Source organism: Bacillus sp. B-jedd, from assembly GCF_000821085.1.
Classification (GTDB): Bacteria; Bacillota; Bacilli; order Bacillales; family Cytobacillaceae; genus Bacillus_D.
Genome location: NZ_CCXR01000001.1, coordinates 2213478 through 2230268 on the forward strand (window position 1 = coordinate 2213478; position 16791 = coordinate 2230268).

17 protein-coding genes are annotated in these 16791 nt (G+C 42.9%); 9 read left to right on the plus strand and 8 right to left on the minus strand.

Going from position 1 to position 16791, the window contains the following annotated elements:
- Window positions 1-141: 141 nt before the first annotated feature.
- From BN1002_RS10870 to BN1002_RS10895, 6 genes are all read left to right on the plus strand, one after another.
- Entirely contained in the window at window positions 142-840 is a 699-nt protein-coding gene (locus BN1002_RS10870; RefSeq protein ID WP_048825048.1) for an RDD family protein, read from the plus strand.
- A gap of 130 nt (window positions 841-970) precedes the next feature.
- On the plus strand, window positions 971-1444 hold the full coding sequence (locus tag BN1002_RS10875) for a staygreen family protein (RefSeq protein WP_048825049.1): 474 nt from the start codon (window positions 971-973) through the stop codon (window positions 1442-1444).
- Window positions 1445-1614: 170 nt separating this feature from the next.
- A complete protein-coding gene (locus BN1002_RS10880) occupies window positions 1615-2916 on the plus strand; it encodes an ABC transporter substrate-binding protein (RefSeq protein WP_048825050.1) in 1302 nt (433 codons plus the stop codon).
- Window positions 2917-3008: 92 nt separating this feature from the next.
- A complete protein-coding gene (locus BN1002_RS10885; RefSeq protein WP_048825051.1) occupies window positions 3009-4334 on the plus strand; it encodes an ABC transporter permease subunit in 1326 nt (441 codons plus the stop codon).
- Window positions 4335-4346: 12 nt separating this feature from the next.
- Entirely contained in the window at window positions 4347-5168 is an 822-nt protein-coding gene (locus BN1002_RS10890; protein WP_048825052.1) for a carbohydrate ABC transporter permease, read from the plus strand.
- A 30-nt stretch (window positions 5169-5198) separates the two neighbouring features.
- The gene (locus BN1002_RS10895) at window positions 5199-7145 is read left to right on the plus strand and encodes a glycoside hydrolase family 15 protein (protein ID WP_048825053.1); all 1947 of its coding nucleotides are present in this window, start codon (window positions 5199-5201) and stop codon (window positions 7143-7145) included.
- A 170-nt stretch (window positions 7146-7315) separates the two neighbouring features.
- Here BN1002_RS10895 and BN1002_RS10900 read toward each other — a convergent pair whose 3' ends face one another.
- Complete coding sequence (locus BN1002_RS10900) at window positions 7316-8419, minus strand: LAGLIDADG family homing endonuclease (protein WP_048825054.1); 1104 nt, start codon at window positions 8417-8419, stop codon at window positions 7316-7318.
- A 164-nt stretch (window positions 8420-8583) separates the two neighbouring features.
- Here BN1002_RS10900 and guaD point away from each other — a divergent pair, with 164 nt between their 5' ends.
- Complete coding sequence (gene guaD, locus BN1002_RS10905; RefSeq protein ID WP_048825055.1) at window positions 8584-9951, plus strand: guanine deaminase; 1368 nt, start codon at window positions 8584-8586, stop codon at window positions 9949-9951.
- Window positions 9952-10071: 120 nt separating this feature from the next.
- Entirely contained in the window at window positions 10072-11484 is a 1413-nt protein-coding gene (gene gndA / locus BN1002_RS10910) for an NADP-dependent phosphogluconate dehydrogenase (RefSeq protein ID WP_269429820.1), read from the plus strand.
- A 45-nt stretch (window positions 11485-11529) separates the two neighbouring features.
- Here the strand turns inward: gndA and BN1002_RS10915 are convergent, their stop codons facing one another.
- The 5 genes from BN1002_RS10915 to BN1002_RS23720 all read right to left on the minus strand — a co-directional run bounded on the left by BN1002_RS10915 (window position 11530) and on the right by BN1002_RS23720 (window position 14586).
- The gene (locus BN1002_RS10915) at window positions 11530-12213 is read right to left on the minus strand and encodes a hypothetical protein (protein WP_048825057.1); all 684 of its coding nucleotides are present in this window, start codon (window positions 12211-12213) and stop codon (window positions 11530-11532) included.
- A 101-nt stretch (window positions 12214-12314) separates the two neighbouring features.
- A complete protein-coding gene (locus tag BN1002_RS10920) occupies window positions 12315-13679 on the minus strand; it encodes an amino acid permease (protein WP_048825058.1) in 1365 nt (454 codons plus the stop codon).
- Between the two features lie 73 nt (window positions 13680-13752).
- A complete protein-coding gene (locus BN1002_RS10925; RefSeq protein WP_048825059.1) occupies window positions 13753-14103 on the minus strand; it encodes a hypothetical protein in 351 nt (116 codons plus the stop codon).
- A 135-nt stretch (window positions 14104-14238) separates the two neighbouring features.
- Window positions 14239-14430 carry a YbxH family protein gene (locus BN1002_RS10930; RefSeq protein ID WP_048825060.1) on the minus strand — a complete coding sequence of 64 codons (192 nt, stop codon included), beginning with the start codon at window positions 14428-14430 and terminating at the stop codon, window positions 14239-14241.
- 6 nt (window positions 14431-14436) lie between these two features.
- Window positions 14437-14586 carry a hypothetical protein gene (locus BN1002_RS23720; RefSeq protein WP_156129713.1) on the minus strand — a complete coding sequence of 50 codons (150 nt, stop codon included), beginning with the start codon at window positions 14584-14586 and terminating at the stop codon, window positions 14437-14439.
- Between the two features lie 245 nt (window positions 14587-14831).
- Between BN1002_RS23720 and BN1002_RS10935 the strand changes: the two genes are divergently transcribed.
- On the plus strand, window positions 14832-15989 hold the full coding sequence (locus BN1002_RS10935; RefSeq protein WP_048825061.1) for a glycoside hydrolase family 18 protein: 1158 nt from the start codon (window positions 14832-14834) through the stop codon (window positions 15987-15989).
- A 42-nt stretch (window positions 15990-16031) separates the two neighbouring features.
- Here BN1002_RS10935 and BN1002_RS10940 read toward each other — a convergent pair whose 3' ends face one another.
- The gene (locus BN1002_RS10940; protein WP_048825062.1) at window positions 16032-16310 is read right to left on the minus strand and encodes a DUF1292 domain-containing protein; all 279 of its coding nucleotides are present in this window, start codon (window positions 16308-16310) and stop codon (window positions 16032-16034) included.
- An 84-nt stretch (window positions 16311-16394) separates the two neighbouring features.
- Window positions 16395-16655, minus strand: coding sequence for a hypothetical protein (locus BN1002_RS10945; protein ID WP_048825063.1), 261 nt, complete (start codon window positions 16653-16655; stop codon window positions 16395-16397).
- Window positions 16656-16791: the final 136 nt, after the last annotated feature.

Here is a 16791-nt window from a genome sequence, read left to right on the forward strand (position 1 = left end):
AACAGGCTGCCATCAGGGCAGCCTGTTCTTTTTTCTCATATTACGACATTTCATGACAAAATTATGACAATTATTCTAGTAATATTTCAGTCAATTTATTATACTGTTTAGTAATACAGAAAGTTAGAGGAGGCTATTTTATTGTACTGTCCAAATTGTCATACGTTAAATGAAGAAGATGCCCGCTTTTGCAGTAAATGTGGGGAATACCTTGAAAAGAAAGATCCAGAGGTGTGCCCAGACTGCGGAGCCACCCGTAAATCCGGTGAGGCTTTCTGTACAAGCTGCGGGTTCAAATTCAGCGAGCCTTCAACTGAACAAATTTCCAGTCCTCCCACACCCGTTCAACAGCAAACTGATTACGCAATCCCCGAGCAGCAGGTTGTAACAAGCGCGAATACCCCTCAATTTGGATCACCGGGCTATACCATTTACTCCAATGAACAAGTCAAATTCGCGGGTTTTGGTCTTCGCTTCGTCGCTTTGATTCTAGATTCCATCATCCTTTCAATTGCTGGAGGTATCATAGGAGCCATTTTCATGATATCCGAAGGTGAACTCGGTTCAACATTATTGTCATTTGTGATTGGTTTAGCTTATAAAGCAGGCCTTGAAGGTTCCTCCAAACAGGCTACACTTGGAAAAATGGTCCTCGGCATAAAAGTCATCGGCCCGGACGGAGGCAGGATCAGCTACGGAAGAGCCATTGGCAGATATTTCGCCAATTTCCTATCCGCGATTACTCTCTTCATCGGTTATCTGATGGCCGCCTTTACAAAAGAAAAACGCGCGCTGCATGACTTTGTGGCGGGTACTTACGTTGTTAAAGTTAATAAGTAAAAAACGAAAACCCTTTCCTTGTGAAAGGGTTTTTTTTGCCCAAAAACAACCCGTTTAGGCACTTGTCACAAAAAAGTACGGAAAGCATACGATATATCACTAAAGGTTGAGAGGAAGGAGCGGGAGATATTTGAATGAGTTCAATCCTTCAAAACTGACAGTTACCTATATTGCGCCCATTACGCCATTCCGGCCGCTGGAGGGGAGAAAATACACACTTACCCATTCAGACACTACCGGCAAGCTGTTTTTAACCATCGGCCCTGAATATAGCTTTTCCAGTACGAAAACAAGGGACGAAGTAAAGGCCGAATGGAACCAAAGCATGGGTGAATATTCTTTATGCGGCCGCGTTTATATAAGTGGCGGTGAGTTTGATGAACAGTATTCGAAAGTGCGCTTTATGATTTTCAAGAAAGAATTAAAACTGGCACTGACCGCCATTGTTTATGGCGATCAAGTATTCTACAGTTGCTTCCCATGGCTGCTGGACGCCCCTATTTATATAAAATTCGAATCAATTTATCCTGAATTCCAGAAGGTCCATTATTATGGTACACCAAGGCAATACTTATCTGCCGCCCAAAAGCAGGGAATTAAATAGCGTGCCTGTATATAAGCAGGTACGCTATTTATTTTTGTTTAACTCCAATAGGGGATAGCATTAGATTGAAAGTGAATTTTAAAATACATAGATTTCAAAAAAGCGGGTATAAACCGGAAAAGAGAGAGAAATGATTCCGCTTTCAAAATAAATAATAAAGGAGAGTTTTTATGCTAAAGAAAAGAAGATTTATTGCAGTCTTATCTTCCACGGCGCTTGCGCTTAGTTTAGCAGCCTGCCAATCTTCGACCGACAGTTCTGGCAGTAAAACTGAAAAAGAGAAAAAAGAAGATGGGGATAAGGTTGTAACGATTACATATGCCCGAGGCGCGGATACTACGGGAAGTACTGAAAAGTTAATTAAGGCGTTTGAAGATTCACATCCGAATATCAAAGTTGAATACCAGGAAATGCCGAATAGCAGCGGACAGCAGCATGATCAGTATGTAACGGCATTCAGCTCAAAAAGTGATGAGATAGATGTTTTTGACGCTGACGTTGTCTGGCCTGCTGAGTTTGCTCAAGCAAACTACGCGCTGGAACTTGACAGATTGATTGATAAAGATGGCATTAACATGGATGACTATTTCCCAGCAACTGTACAGGCCGGGAAATTTGGAGGCAAACAGTGGGCCATGCCGAAATATATGGATGCGGGACTCCTTTATTACCGGACTGACGTAGTTAAAAGCCCTCCGAAAACATGGGACGAGCTAATAGCTGCCGCGAAGGATGGCCAAAGCAAGGAAGGGACTAAATTCGGTTTTGCCCTACAGGCGAACCAGTACGAAGGCCTTGTAGTGAATGCGATTGAGTTCATCGCTTCCTATGGCGGACAAGTTATTGATGAAAACAATAAAGTTGTTATTGATAGCCCTGAATCGGTGAAGGGTCTGTCCAAAATGGTGGAGGTTGTTAATTCAGGCATTACCCCAAATAACATTTTGACTTTTACCGAACCGGAAACGGAAACAGCTTTTATTGAAGGTCAAACCGTTCTTGCCAGGAACTGGCCATATATGTCTAAATCCGCAGCTGATAAGGAGCGTTCAAAGGTTCTTGATAAAGTCGGTTATTCTGTACTACCGGCAGGAGATAAAGGCTCTGCCTCAACTCTCGGCGGCTATATGACGATGATCAATCGTTATACTGATGAGCCTGAGGCGGCATGGGAGTTTGTTAAATGGATGACCGGCAAAGAAGGCCAGATGATTTCTGCAACAGAGGGCGGCCGGGCGCCAACACTGAAAGCTTTATATGACGATGAAAAAGTTAAGCAGGCGGCACCATTGTTCGGAAATGAGGAATTTGTCAAAGTTCTTCACAGTGCTGTTCCAAGACCGGTAACGCCAAATTATCCAAAAATCTCGGATATTATGCAAATTGAAATTTCAAAAGCATTAACAAAAAAGATAACGCCTGAAGAAGCGGTTAAGAATATGCAAAAGAAAATGGAAGAGGCATTGCAGTAAAGAGGGAAAGGTGGGTGTCAATCGCACCCGCCTCTTTTTTATAGGGCAGAAGGGTTGTTAACAAGATATTTAATAGAGAGCGGGTGTACAATATGGCAAAAAAACCAAAACGGCATATGAGCTTAACTGAAAAGCAGCTCGGCTATACAATGGTTCTGCCTTCACTCATTTTAATTTTTGCGGTTGTGATTTGGCCGATTACCCAGTCATTTTGGAACAGTCTATTTGATTACAAGTTAAATGACCCTGCCAAGTCACAAAAAATGTTATCTGATCATATCGACCTTGAAAGGTATGCGAACAATTTCTATTATTTATCCAATTCACTAGAAAACCTGCAAGAAAGTGATGAAAAACCAGAAGTGAAAGAAAAAATAAACAACGTACAGAATGACTTGGATGAACAGCATGCAAAAATAATGCGCGAACCCGGTATTAAGGAGAAATATAAAAAGGTAAATGATCTAATCGCTTCCTTCAAGCCAGTCACCGACTCTGAATTGAAGTATTCTAAAATAGATTCACAAATTGCCCAGAGCTATATTTCAACACTCGAGGATGCTGAAAACAAATTAAGCAAACTCCAACTGACAGAAAAAAATACCGGAATCGCGGCTGATTTAAAGGAACAATTAAAAGAAACCAAGGCATCAATTCTTCAATCAAATTTCATAGGTTTTAAGAATTACCTCACGTATTTTAAGGATCAGCGTATGTGGCAATCGATTGCCAACACAAGCGTATTTACGGTTATTTCCGTTTTTTTCGAATTGGTCATCGGACTTCTGATCGCACTCCTCCTTAACAGAGTATTCTTCGGGAGGGGAATAGTCAGAGCCGCAGTCCTTATCCCATGGGCAATCCCTACGGCTGTTTCAGCGATGATGTGGAAGTACTTATATGATGGTCAATCTGGGATTATTGCTCATTATTTTGAAAAAATCCATTTGGTTAGTAACGCGGGAGATTTGCTGACGACGCCCGTTGGAGCAATGTTTTCTATTATCTTTACTGATGTATGGAAAACAACGCCTTACATGTCTCTATTGCTGCTCGCAGGTTTGCAAACAATTCCTTCTTCCCTGTATGAGGCCGCACAAGTGGATGGGGCGAATAAATTCCAGCAATTTTTCAAGATTACCTTACCGCTTTTGAAATCATCCGTTCTCGTGGCCTTGTTGTTCAGGACGCTGGATGCATTCAGGGTATTCGACCTGATTTATGTCCTGACAGGAGGCGGACCAGCCAACTCAACTGAATCCATTACTGTCTATGCTTATAAAACATTATTCTCCCAGCAAAACTTCGGGGCGGGCTCCGTTTTATCGGTAATAGTCTTTTTAGCCGTTGCATTGATCAGTATGGTTTATATCAAATTTATCGGATCCGACCTTTTTGAGGGTAAGGTTAAAAATTAGGAGGATGGGAAAATGAATAAACGTGCTGGCATGCCATTTTATTTATTCCTGACAGTTTTCGTATTCCTGGTCATGTTTCCGTTCTTATGGGTGTTTTTGACCTCAATTAAGCCGCCCGGCGAGATTTTTTCTTCCTTCGCCTGGTTCTCGAAACAACCGACTATGGAATCGTATCAATCGGCTTTAACAACAAGGCCGTTGCTGACATATATGAAAAATAGTTTCATCGTCTCAACGGTGACAACCTTTATTGCTGTGTTATTCGCGTCTTTCGCAGCCTATGCCCTTACAAGGCTGCCAATCAGATTCAAAAGGGCAATATTAGGGGTTGTGCTAGCATCATCCATGTTCCCTCATATTGCGATTATGTCGCCCATCTATAATTTCGCGACCGATTTCCATTTAAGAAACACTTATTTGGGACTTGTCATTCCATATATCACCTTCAGCCTTCCGCTCGCAATCTGGCTGTTGTCCACCTTTTTTCAAAAGATCCCATTTGATTTGGAAGAGTCGGCGAAAATGGATGGAGCCACGCCGTTTCAGACTTTCAGGAAAATTATTTTTCCACTGGCTGCGCCTGGAGTATTTACGACAGCGATTCTGGTTTTTATTACAGCATGGAATGAGTATTTATTTGCATTGACAATCAATTCAAAGGAAGCGTCGCGAACTGTACCGGTGGGCATATCGCTTTATCAGAGTGATTTTACGATACCATGGGGAGACATTACTGCGGCGACTGTCATCGTAACAGTGCCGATCGTTGTGCTCGTCTTAATTTTCCAAAGAAGGATTGTGTCAGGCTTAACTTCCGGTTCTGTAAAGGGCTAAAGACAGTGTTACTGCAAGGAGGCGATCAAAATGCGTAAGAAACCATATTTGACGGACGCAATTATCGGGAATTCAAAAATGCTCGCATCATTGACTAAAGATGGACAGCTACAGAGGCTTTTTTGGCCAAATATCGATTTTTCCCAGCATATCAATCAATTCTATACAGGAGTCTTTGTTCATGGTAGCGGATCAGAAACGTCCTTTATGCATGAAGAAGGCTGGGAATATGAACAGGTATATGATGGCAATACGAATATCCTCATTACAGCTGCCACTAATAAAGATATGGAAGTAGAAATCAAGCAAATCGATTTTATTGTACCGGGCATGGATGTCTATGTCAGGGACTACAAAGTTAGAAATCTTTCAAAAGAAGATAAAACAATTACATTCGTCATGTATTCAAATCTGACGGTTGATGATCGAAAACGGTACAATACCGTCATGTTTGATCCGATGGAGGATTGTCTTCTTCATTATTTCCGCCAACATGCTTTTGCTATCGGAAGCAATCTGGAGGCCACGCATTTCCAGAGCGGCAATGCCTTCGAAGCGGCCAAGAAAAATAAACTATCCGGAAAAGTCATTATGAACAAGACGGATGGCGCCTTATCTTGGTATCTCGGCAGTTTTGCCGGAGGAGAAGAAAAGCATCTTCCGATTTATATTGGGGCAGCCTCAAATTTGGGAGGAGCAGTTGAAGTCCTTTCAGAAGCTAAAAAAATGGGCAGCCCAGCGCTTTATGAACTGACTTCCCAGTATTGGGATAAATATCTTCATCAAGCAAAAGAGATTCCCATAAAAGATAGCAAAATTAAAGAGGTATACAATCGATCATTATTGATATTCAAATTGTTGAACAATGAAGAAACCGGGGCTTTTATTGCCGGTCCGGAAGTGGATGAGGATTACGATTTTTCAGGCGGTTATGCTTATTGCTGGGGCAGGGATGCCGCTTATATCGCCACAGCAGCGGATCTAGCGGGCTATCATGACCTAGTTTCAAAATTCTATTACTCCACGGTAGGCACTCAGCGGGAAGACGGGGCATGGGAGCACCGCTTCTATACTGACGGTCAACTGGCACCGACATGGGGAATACAAATAGATGAAGCCGGTTCCATCCTTTGGGGTATCCACAAGCACTATGAAATTACGAAAGATGAAGAATTCGTCATGAATATTTGGCCGACAGTCGAAAAAGGTGCCGACTTTCTCAGTGTTTTTATCGATCCCGAAACACATCTTCCCCTTCCCACAAACGACTTATGGGAGAAGAGGGAGGGGGAGCATATGTATTCCACCGCCGCTGTGTATGGCGGTTTGATGGGATCTTCCAAGCTCGCGAAAAAGCTAAATCGAACCGATTTAGCGGAAAAATGGGAGACTGCAGCCGAACAGATGAAAAAGTCAGTGGAAAATAGATGCTGGAACGAGGAAACAGGCGCTTATTTTAGAGCGTTAAAGCTTGCAGTTGACGAGCAAAGATATTTAGAGGCTGTATCGGAAGGCAAACAGACATTAATTGAAGAAGACAGCAAGGGATATAAAACATTCAGATTATTGGAGGATCCGGTAATCGATATATGCCTGCTTGGACTGAATGTGCCGTTTAATATGATTGATGCCGATAAGGAACGGATGAAAAAGACAGCTGAAACACTTGAAAAACAGCTGACATCACCAATTGTCGGCGGAATCGAACGGTTTCCCGGCGATGTTTATATTGGTGGAAATCCGTGGATTTTAACAACATTATGGCTGGCGCAGTATTATGTTAAGATTGGAAAATTTGAGGAAGCCCGTGAATACTTGAATTGGGCGGCCGTTAATGCGAATCATTTAGGATTGCTGCCGGAACAAATTGATAAAAAGACTGGCGAGCCCGCATGGGTTATGCCGCTGACATGGTCACACGCAATGTTTGTTTTGACAGTGATTGCACTTCAGGAAGCTGGCGAATTGAATAAATAAAGTTAAAACGCCGTGGTTTGGTAACTGCGGCGTTTGGTATTTAAAATAGAAAATTTTTATTTTGTCTCACTATCGTAAGTTTACTTAGATAATGAGACGGTTTGCCTCTCTTTTTGTTTAGGTTCCTAGAATATATATTATGTAAACTGATAAAATTATTTTTAAAGTAATCACTTTCTTTTAATCCTTTGTTTAGCCCCTTCTCTAATTGCTTCTTCAAGATCGATATAATCGGCCGCATATTCTATGACATCACTAATATTGACCTTATGGCTTTTTGCGAAAGTTTTAGTCTCCATCAACAATATACGATTATAAGCCGTTTTATATTGTACACGGTCTGTCCGTTTCTGTTTCACCATGGCTATTTCATTTTGGCGAAACAAATTTCTTAATCCGGTTTCAAGTAAGTAGTTTGTATAGGTGCCATTATCTTTTGCGATTTTATCAAGTCGTGCTAGAATTTCCGCGCTAATATTAGTCCTGAATTTCATCCTTATTTTTTCAGGCACTAGGTCTTTTCTAAAGATTTGCATCATTTTTTCTTTTTTTATTTGTATGCAGTTACTCCCGGCGTTTCTATAAATAATTTCAGCAAGTTTGCTGACACTGCTTTTACCCGAAACGATGACTCGAAATATTGTATTCGTATTCCGGCCTATTTCTTTATGGACATAGGCCTGTAAGCCCCATGACTGGAAAACAGACAGTAAACCCTCAGCAAAGGACGAACTGGCGCTTGTGACGGTAACCCTATAGCCATCAATATCCACATGGCCATCTCCATCAATGACACCTCGGACGAAATGAGGCAAATATTCTGCTGGGCAAACGAGAAATTTAATAGTTAGGGATTTCTTTTCAGTCAACCCAAGTTTATTTAAATCTTCTTTCATCACTTTGGAATTTACAGATAACATATAGGTAGTCGATTTTCCGTATTTCTCAATTGTTCCCGTGTGATCTAATAGCCTTTTTATCCTTTCAAGCGGATAAATATCCTTTTGGCTAATAGAAAACGATTGTGTTGGATTAATGCAACCGTCTGTCACGATAAATCCTAGGACCCAGGCCATTTCATTGTTCCAAGATTTAAAAAAGTTTTCATTCAAATGATGTTTTCTATAACCCGGTAGACGCATGGTTACTCCACTCTTTTTAAGAATACTCCGTATTCTCCGCTCACTAAGTTCAAATCTCTTTGCTATTAAAGCGGTTTTTGGGCCGTTATTGTATAGCAAAGCAATCTCTTTATCCCTATCTATTTTTGACATAACTCTCACCTCCCATTTCACTGTAATTATATTCCTTTTCCATTATCACGCCAATATGCCCCATCTATGGCATTCATAAATTTTTTCAAATCTAAAGTGGACTAGCTTCTCTTTCTATTTTATAATGACAATTATGACAAAAAACGAATATTCAGGTGGTTATCATGTCTCATTATACGCTTATTTTCCAAGGAACTGCCTTTTCCAGTAAAAACCCAAAGGAAATCAATGTTTTACAGGAACATTTATTTTGCATCAATGACGAAGGCATCATTGAAAAAATAGTACCTCCCACAGATCCCGAATATGAAAAAATATTAAATACCTACGAAGGAACTGAAGCCTTCCACAGGCTCGCTGAAGGCCAATTTTTGCTGCCAGGCTTTGTCGATCTGCACGTCCACGCCCCACAATGGGCCCAAGCCGGAAATGCGCTCGATGTCCCGCTTTACGACTGGCTTCATACCTATACCTTCCCTTTGGAAGCTAAATTTTCAGACCTGGATTTTGCAAAAACAGTCTATGAAGACGCGGTCAGCTCCATGCTCGCGAATGGAACGACGACCGCCCTTTATTTCGCTACCGTACATAAAGACGCCAGTATCCTGCTCGCAAAAATCTGCGCAGAAAAGGGCCAGCGCGGGCTCGTTGGCAAAGTGGTCATGGACGATCCAGAACAAAATCCGTCTTACTACCGGGATGTTGATACCAAAACCGCCCTCCAGGACACCGAAGACTTCATATTGGCGGTCAAAGAGTTGAATGAAACAACGAAACAGGGCGTTTATCCAGTTGTTACGCCGAGATTCATCCCGAGCTGCACAGATGATGCTTTAAAAGGCCTTGGAGAGCTCGCTGCCAAATATGATACCCATATCCAGTCCCACTGCAGCGAAAGCGATTGGGAGCACGGCTATGTAAAAGAGAGATTTGGCAAAAATGACGCTTTCGCACTGAATGATTTTGGCCTGCTTGGCGATAAATCGGTCATGGCGCATTGCAACTTTCTTTCAAATGAGGATGCCGAACTGTTCGCCAAGACTGGAACTGCCATTGGGCATTGCCCCATTTCGAACGGTTATTTTGCCAACAGTGTCATTCCTATCGCCCGCTTCCTATCCAGAGGGGTTGAAATCGGCCTTGGTTCGGATATTTCAGGTGGGTTTTCTCCAAGTTTATTCGATAACGCCCGCCAGGCGGTCATGTCTTCAAGAATGCTGGAAGACGGCGTAAACACCTCACTCCCTGCTGGGGAACGCGGGGTCCCACATTCACGTATAACGATGAACGAAGCGTTTTATTTGGCGACAGCCGGAGGCGGGGAAAGCTTGAGCCTGCCGATTGGGCGGCTCGAGGAAGGCTATGCATGGGATGTTCAGGTAATTGATACGATGGTTCCTACCGCAAAATTGCCGATCTATGATAAAAATGAACCTTTAGAGGATCGTTTCCAGAAAATCATGTATCTTGCCCGCCCGGAAAATATTCGCGAAGTATGGGTACAGGGCGAAAAGGTGCATATGAGGCAATGACCTGAATACTTCTGAAGCTTCAATTCGATTACTTGTGCCAACCTTTGGTATACTAAATGAATAGTGTTCTTCTAAAGAACATAGCATCCGACAGAATTCAACCGGGAAAGGAAGATCAACATTATGGCTAAGCAACAAATTGGCGTCATCGGCCTTGCTGTCATGGGCAAAAATCTTGCCTGGAATATGGAAAGCAAAGGATACAGTGTCGCGGTATTTAACCGCTCATCAGAAAAAACAGAGGAAATGGCAAGGGAATCCGAGGGAAAGAACATCTTCCCTGCCTATTCAATTGAGGAATTTGTCAATTCTCTTGAAAAGCCACGCAAAATTATGCTGATGGTCAAGGCAGGCGCTGCGACTGACGCGACAATCGATCAGCTGAAGCCTTATCTTGAAAAAGGCGATATCTTAATTGATGGCGGTAATACTTATTTCGCGGATACACAAAGGCGTAACAAAGAACTGAGCGAGTTGGGTCTCCACTTTATCGGCACCGGCGTTTCTGGCGGCGAGGAAGGCGCGTTGAAAGGCCCATCCATCATGCCAGGCGGCCAGAAGGAAGCATATGAGCTAGTTGCCCCGATCTTTAAGGGTATTTCCGCTAAAGTGGATGGCGAACCTTGCACGACTTATATTGGGCCAGACGGCGCAGGACATTATGTCAAGATGGTCCACAATGGCATTGAATATGGCGATATGCAGCTCATTTCCGAAGCGTATAACATCTTGAAGAACGTGCTGGGAATGACTGCTGATGAGCTCCATGAAGTGTTTTCCGAATGGAACAAAGGCGAGCTCGACAGCTACCTTATCGAAATAACCGCCGATATCTTCACGAAAAAAGACGAAGAAACTGGCAAGCCGCTCGTCGATTTGATTCTTGATACTGCCGGCCAAAAAGGTACTGGCAAATGGACAAGCCAGAGCGCCCTTGACCTGGGGGTCCCCCTCCCGATCATTACAGAATCGGTTTTCGCCCGTTTCATCTCTGCCATGAAGAATGAACGTGTAGAAGCAAGCAAAATCCTCAGGGGACCTGCTGGCAAGACATTCGAAGGCGATCGCAAAGCCTTTATCGAATCTGTCCGGAAAGCCCTGTACATGAGCAAAATTTGTTCCTATGCGCAAGGATTCGCGCAGTTGCGCGCTGCATCCGAGGAGTTCGGCTGGGATCTCCGCTATGGGGATATCGCAATGATTTTCCGCGGCGGCTGCATTATCAGAGCGCAATTTTTGCAGAAGATAAAAGAAGCCTATGACAATGAACCAGGACTGAAAAACTTGCTGCTCGACCCGTACTTCAAGGAGATAGCAGAAAGCTACCAGGATGCACTAAGGGAAATTATCGGCGTCGCTGTTCAGAACGGCATCCCGGTCCCTTGCTTCTCCGCCGCTGTATCGTATTATGACAGCTATCGTTCGGAGACACTTCCGGCCAACCTTCTGCAAGCACAGCGGGACTATTTCGGGGCGCATACGTACCAAAGGATTGACAAGGAAGGAACCTTCCACACTGAGTGGATGAAATAGGATTTTTCATTAAACAACGGGAGCTGTCCACACAGCTCCCGTTTCTTATTTAGAATCCTTCTGTTTTATTAAAAACTCGTGCATGGATGGATTATCCAGTTCAAAATATGGACTCGAAACATACTGGATATTACCGTCGCGGCCCTTTATATAATTCGGTTCATCAAACATGATCAGCTCCCTGATTGCAAGATGGGCCATGCTAGTCATCATGAAAACTTTATTGTAAAGAGTTTCCTCTTTAAATAATGCCTGGATGAGCATGGCGAACCGTTCCATCATATCAATCGGCTGAAAGTCATTGAATTCCCTTATCTCAGCAAAAAATTGTTTCGTCTTTTGATTATGGATCCCAAAAAGGAAATAAGGCTTAATGGTAAAAAACGGTTTAATGATCACTTCGAAGTCACACTCTTCCGGCGCGTCTTGGCCACCCTCCATGTCAGGGAAAAACCCCCGCTCAAAAGAGATGGATATATTCAAAAAATCGCCTTCTTCGTTTGGTTCGAAATCTCCTTCAATTCCTGTTTCGTAAACAGTCTCCCCTATTTCTTCGCTAACTTCCCAATCCTCTTCCCCATCCAAATCCATTTCGACGATTTGGCTGGACATATCATTGACAATCATCGGCAGATATGGATTCAGCAAGTCCAGAACATGGTCATAAAATGGGAACTTGGTGTCGATAGTCAAATGAACGCCTCCCCGCTTCGTTTCTTTAAACTCCATTTAAAGATTTTCCTTTACGTATAATCTACCCATTCCTGTTGGAATCACACCTCTTAATAAGAATTGGAATAAATGCAAAAAACGCCCGCTAGGGGCGCTTTTTAGGAAGCGTGCTGTTTCTTCCATACTTTAAAATGCATAATGAGTGTGACTAAGAAAATGATGGCCACAAACCCGATGCTGGCAAAAAAACCAAATCTGATCGTACTTTCGAACAACGTGCCGGTTGCCGCTGCGGCTAAAAGGACAATCCCAATAAAGGCAAGGATTTTCCCGCCTGCCTTCATTTCAAGAATTTTCAAAGCCGACATAACAATAAACGCCCAATTGAATAAAATGAGGATTCCAGCAGCTGTTGTGATATATTCGTATATCTTTCCGGGCAGCAGGAGTGCCGTAATGATGGAAGCAAGCAGCCCTACCGTTGCTAAGCTAAGCGAAGGAAGCGGCACATCCTTCCACTTCATCTTTTTTGCAAAAAACGCAGGAGCATCCTTACTTTCAGATAAGGTCACAAGCAAGGTAGTTACTCCGAATAAGGACGCGGTCATTGTCGAAAATCCAGCCATAATAATGGCGGCGTTGAATACGTGCGGAAAAAATGGCAGGTGATAATGCTCCATCGCCGTAACAAAGGGGCTTTCTTTTTCCGTAAATTCCGTATGATAAGCCATCGTGACCGCAAATCCAAGTGAAAGCACATAAATAACGGCGAGGACAATCAACATGACAATCCCCGCTTTCGGAGCGTCTCCCTTTTTTTTCAGCCTCGTCGCCATCAGCCCGATTACCTCGATTCCCCCGTATGCATAGTACGCATAGATGAGTGATGACCAAAAACCTGTCAGGCCATTGGGGAAGAGTTTATTCATTGCGGACGGGAGCCCGGGATGTTTAACCTCCCCCGGTAGTACTCCTGTTAAAGCAAGTGCGGCTAGGATGATGAACATGACAATCGCTGACGTCTTTATGACAGCGAGCAGGTTTTCGACTTTGTCAAACCCTTTATTGCCTGTCACGACCACTAGAATCGCAAGGATGGCATAGCCAGTCGCAAAAAGCCAAAGCGGTATATTAGGAAACCAAAACCTCGACAAAATTGACAGTGCTGTCAATTGGCTGCCCATGATGAGAATATTCGAAGTCCAATAATTCCAACCGCAGCTGAAGCCTGCCCAGCGCCCAAGAGCTTTACCCGCATAATAACAGAAAGATCCATCCTGTGGATCCTCAGCGGTCATTTTTGCGAGCAGGTTATAGACTGTATACGTTCCAAAGGCGGCTAATAAGAAGGAAAAAACAATTGATGGCCCGGTTGTTTTAATGCCAATTGCTGAACCGAGAAAAAAACCGGTGCCGATTGTACAGCCGATACCGATCAGGGACAGCTGCCACCATTTTAAATTTCCCTTGTCGGAGCCGCCGCTTTTGTTTCCACTTTTGTCCGCAGGGATAAAAAAATCCATGGTCTGCCTCCTAATAAAATTTGTTCGAGTGTTGAGCAAAACTCCATCCTTAACTTTTTAGGATAAACCTGATTTATTTATCTTCCTTTTCTTTCTCCACCGGCTTCCCGCTGTTCTTTTTCACTGTGCGGTACATGGCTGTTGACATGCTGCCCTGTACCATCATTTCCAGGAAAAAAGGCGTGAAAATTTCTTTGTACTCATCGTCCTCGAACATTTTTTTGTTCTGTATCTCCATTTCCGCGAGGCCCTCATATTCGGAGAGTAGTACATATGTGAAGTCCGGGCCGACGATTGGTGATAATAGCTTCACTTTATGGCTGTAATGCTCATTTCGGTAATGGACGATCTTTTCAAGGCTTGCAAACGCCTCTGTGAACTTATCCTGTTTAATATCAAATGTCTGATAAACGTATACTGTCATGGCTGCCTCCTGATCATTTCCGTTGAGATACCTGCTCATTTGAAAGGTAGTTTCCCCAAGCTATTGAATTTGATTACATGAAATCCGCTCTTGAATATAAGAAAAGCCCTTGGCCTGCTAGCACAATCGGGCTCTTTAAATTCCTTTCCTATGGCAATATTCATCTACCTTCTGTTCTATTTCATCCAATACCGGAAATTTGCCGCTGAAGGAAAACTTTATTTCTTCGATAAAATCCCCGTTTTTATAAACATGAATGGCACCGGTTTGGCTGATAACGCTAAATTCGGGTTCAAACCGGTAGCCATGCTTGTCAATCGCACCCATTTTATCTCAACCCCGCTTACCTTTATGCTTTTTTTCTTTCCGCCCACTCTTGCCAGCCTCATGGCTGTTCTCGTGATTTTCAGGTACAAAACCATAGCCGGTCGGGCTGCTTTCCATATCGTTCGCTGGCCCATTACTTGCTGTATTTTTGTCCAATTTCCTTTCCCTCCTGACGCCCTGCCATGCTAACTTAGCAGACATGCTTCTATTGAAATTTTCATTGACGATAGTATGTGCACGAAGACCGGCAATTAGACATCACGATATTTATAAGCTTGTACTAGCGAGCCATTCTTTTTATCCTCCTCGCCCTTTTAGGGAGCAGGCTTTAATTACCACCCCTCTGTCCCATGTTTTTTTGATAAAATTTTATAGTGGCTGATTTAGGAGGGAATCAAAACGTGGCTGATTTTAGAAAGGCCTTATTGATACTTAGCATATTTGGTGTCTTTGCAGCCGGTTTTTTAACCGGGGCATACTATACAGCGCATAAAGAGAACGAGGAACTGACATTAAAATATAAAAAAGCTGCGTTGTCTAAGAAAAGATCTACAGACAAAAAGCTGCCGGAAGCTGAAATTTCAAAAGTGATCATGGGCTACGTTCAAGATTTCAGGGACCCGGCCTCGACAAATTATAAAAACCTAACCCATGTTATTTTTTCCTTCGCCCATCCTACTACAGACGGAAAAGTGATGCTGAATGGGGAAATGGCTTGGGAGAATTTGCGGAGAACGGTGAAGCTTGCACATAAAAATGGCAGCAGTGCATTACTTGCCATTGGGGGCTGGTACCATATTAATGGCGGGGAATCGTACCCATATTTTAAAGAGGCGATAAGCAGCCCTCAATCCCGCAACAATCTTGTTGCTTCCCTGATGGCGATTGTTGATAAAGAAAACCTAGATGGGATTGATATTGACTTTGAGCATCCAAGATCACAAACGGATGCTGCAAATTTGGCTGTTTTTGCCAAGGAACTGAGTGGTGAGCTGCATGGGCGAAAAAAAGAATTATCCGTAGCTGTTTATTCTAAAATAAATGCGATAAGCGGCGCTGAGGTTAATTCAGTCACTTTCAAGGCGGATATGTTCCGATATGCAGACCATGTGAATATCATGGCATATGACGGCCAGTGGGATGGCGGTTATCATGCTGAAAACCTTGCACCCTATCAATTTACCAAAAATGTTGTCAATTATTGGGCAAAGCTATTCGGCTCGCTTGGTATATCCAAGTCGAAACTTGTCCTTGGCATCCCGCTTTACGGCCAGCCAGAAGATGTTAAGGCAAAACAAATTTCCTATGCAGCCATTGTTAGGAAGAATCCTGATTATGCAAAAAAGGATTCCATCAATTGGAACGGAACGGTTTACCATTTTAATGGGCAGAATACTGTTAAAAGGAAAACCGAGCTTGCCCTCTCCCATGGTTTTGGCGGGATGATGCTATGGGAGGCGGGGCTTGACAGCAACGACGAAAAAAATATGGCCGCTGCCATTCGTTCAACTTTGACCACGCATTCCATCCGTGCTGGAAACAGTCCAGGCGAGAATTGAAAAGGAGGGAGCCGTAATGGCTCCCTCCCTTCATTTCCCGTATTAATCCTCAATTTCTTCCTGTTCCATCAATTCCTCAAAGGCTTCAGCGACTTTATCGAATTCCTCATCGGTCTGGATTGCATCTAGATCGCCTTCCTCATCTACCTTTAGAAAGAAGATATCGATATCATCATCCGTTTCCTCCTGCAGGTCATCAAGGAAGCTGACTGCCACATAATCCGTTCCTTCAATATCCATGACTGCCAGCACTTCTACCTGCTGTTCAACATCACTCTCGTCACTGATCGTAAAGATTTCACCAACTTCGATTTTTTCCAACACTTTCCCCTCGCTTTATACTGTTATGGACGTACCTTCATTGTTTTCCCATTTAAGGGACCATTAATGCCAAAACAAAGAGCATCAGCTGTCAAATTCAATGATTTTTTCCAGCTTCTCTACTAATACCATACACCTTTTTTCTCCGAGTTCAAATATGTACATTGAATTTTCTTTTTCAACCAGTAATTTTTTAAATTGAATTTCGCCGCTTATATGATATTCTTCCATGAGTTCAAGTAATTTATTGTGGATTTGCTCTTTTTTTGGCTCAATGGTTGAAGCAATTTTAATCGGCATAGGTATTCCGGGAATTTTATAAGTTACTAAAATCACTGTCTCCAATGGGCTTCACTCCTTACAAGTGCAATTCGACACGAATAAAAATATCCCTTCAAAATAAGGAAACTTTTTCTTTTCCCGCCTTTATATGTGCCTGCCTTCACGTGATGTTTTATACTGGATATATCATTTGTTTGAA

What these genes read in the sequence shown, in the direction of transcription:
- BN1002_RS10930 (WP_048825060.1), bottom strand. Translation starts at nt 14,430, where the DNA reads ATGGGTGCGATTGACAAGCATGGCTACCGGTTTGAACCCGAATTTAGC.
- BN1002_RS10880 (WP_048825050.1), top strand. Translation starts at nt 1,615, where the DNA reads ATGCTAAAGAAAAGAAGATTTATTGCAGTCTTATCTTCCACGGCGCTT.
- BN1002_RS10900 (WP_048825054.1), bottom strand. Translation starts at nt 8,419, where the DNA reads ATGTCAAAAATAGATAGGGATAAAGAGATTGCTTTGCTATACAATAAC.
- BN1002_RS10885 (WP_048825051.1), top strand. Translation starts at nt 3,009, where the DNA reads ATGGCAAAAAAACCAAAACGGCATATGAGCTTAACTGAAAAGCAGCTC.
- BN1002_RS10920 (WP_048825058.1), bottom strand. Translation starts at nt 13,679, where the DNA reads ATGGATTTTTTTATCCCTGCGGACAAAAGTGGAAACAAAAGCGGCGGC.
- BN1002_RS10895 (WP_048825053.1), top strand. Translation starts at nt 5,199, where the DNA reads ATGCGTAAGAAACCATATTTGACGGACGCAATTATCGGGAATTCAAAA.
- BN1002_RS10890 (WP_048825052.1), top strand. Translation starts at nt 4,347, where the DNA reads ATGAATAAACGTGCTGGCATGCCATTTTATTTATTCCTGACAGTTTTC.
- guaD (WP_048825055.1), top strand. Translation starts at nt 8,584, where the DNA reads ATGTCTCATTATACGCTTATTTTCCAAGGAACTGCCTTTTCCAGTAAA.
- BN1002_RS10915 (WP_048825057.1), bottom strand. Translation starts at nt 12,213, where the DNA reads ATGGAGTTTAAAGAAACGAAGCGGGGAGGCGTTCATTTGACTATCGAC.
- BN1002_RS10925 (WP_048825059.1), bottom strand. Translation starts at nt 14,103, where the DNA reads ATGACAGTATACGTTTATCAGACATTTGATATTAAACAGGATAAGTTC.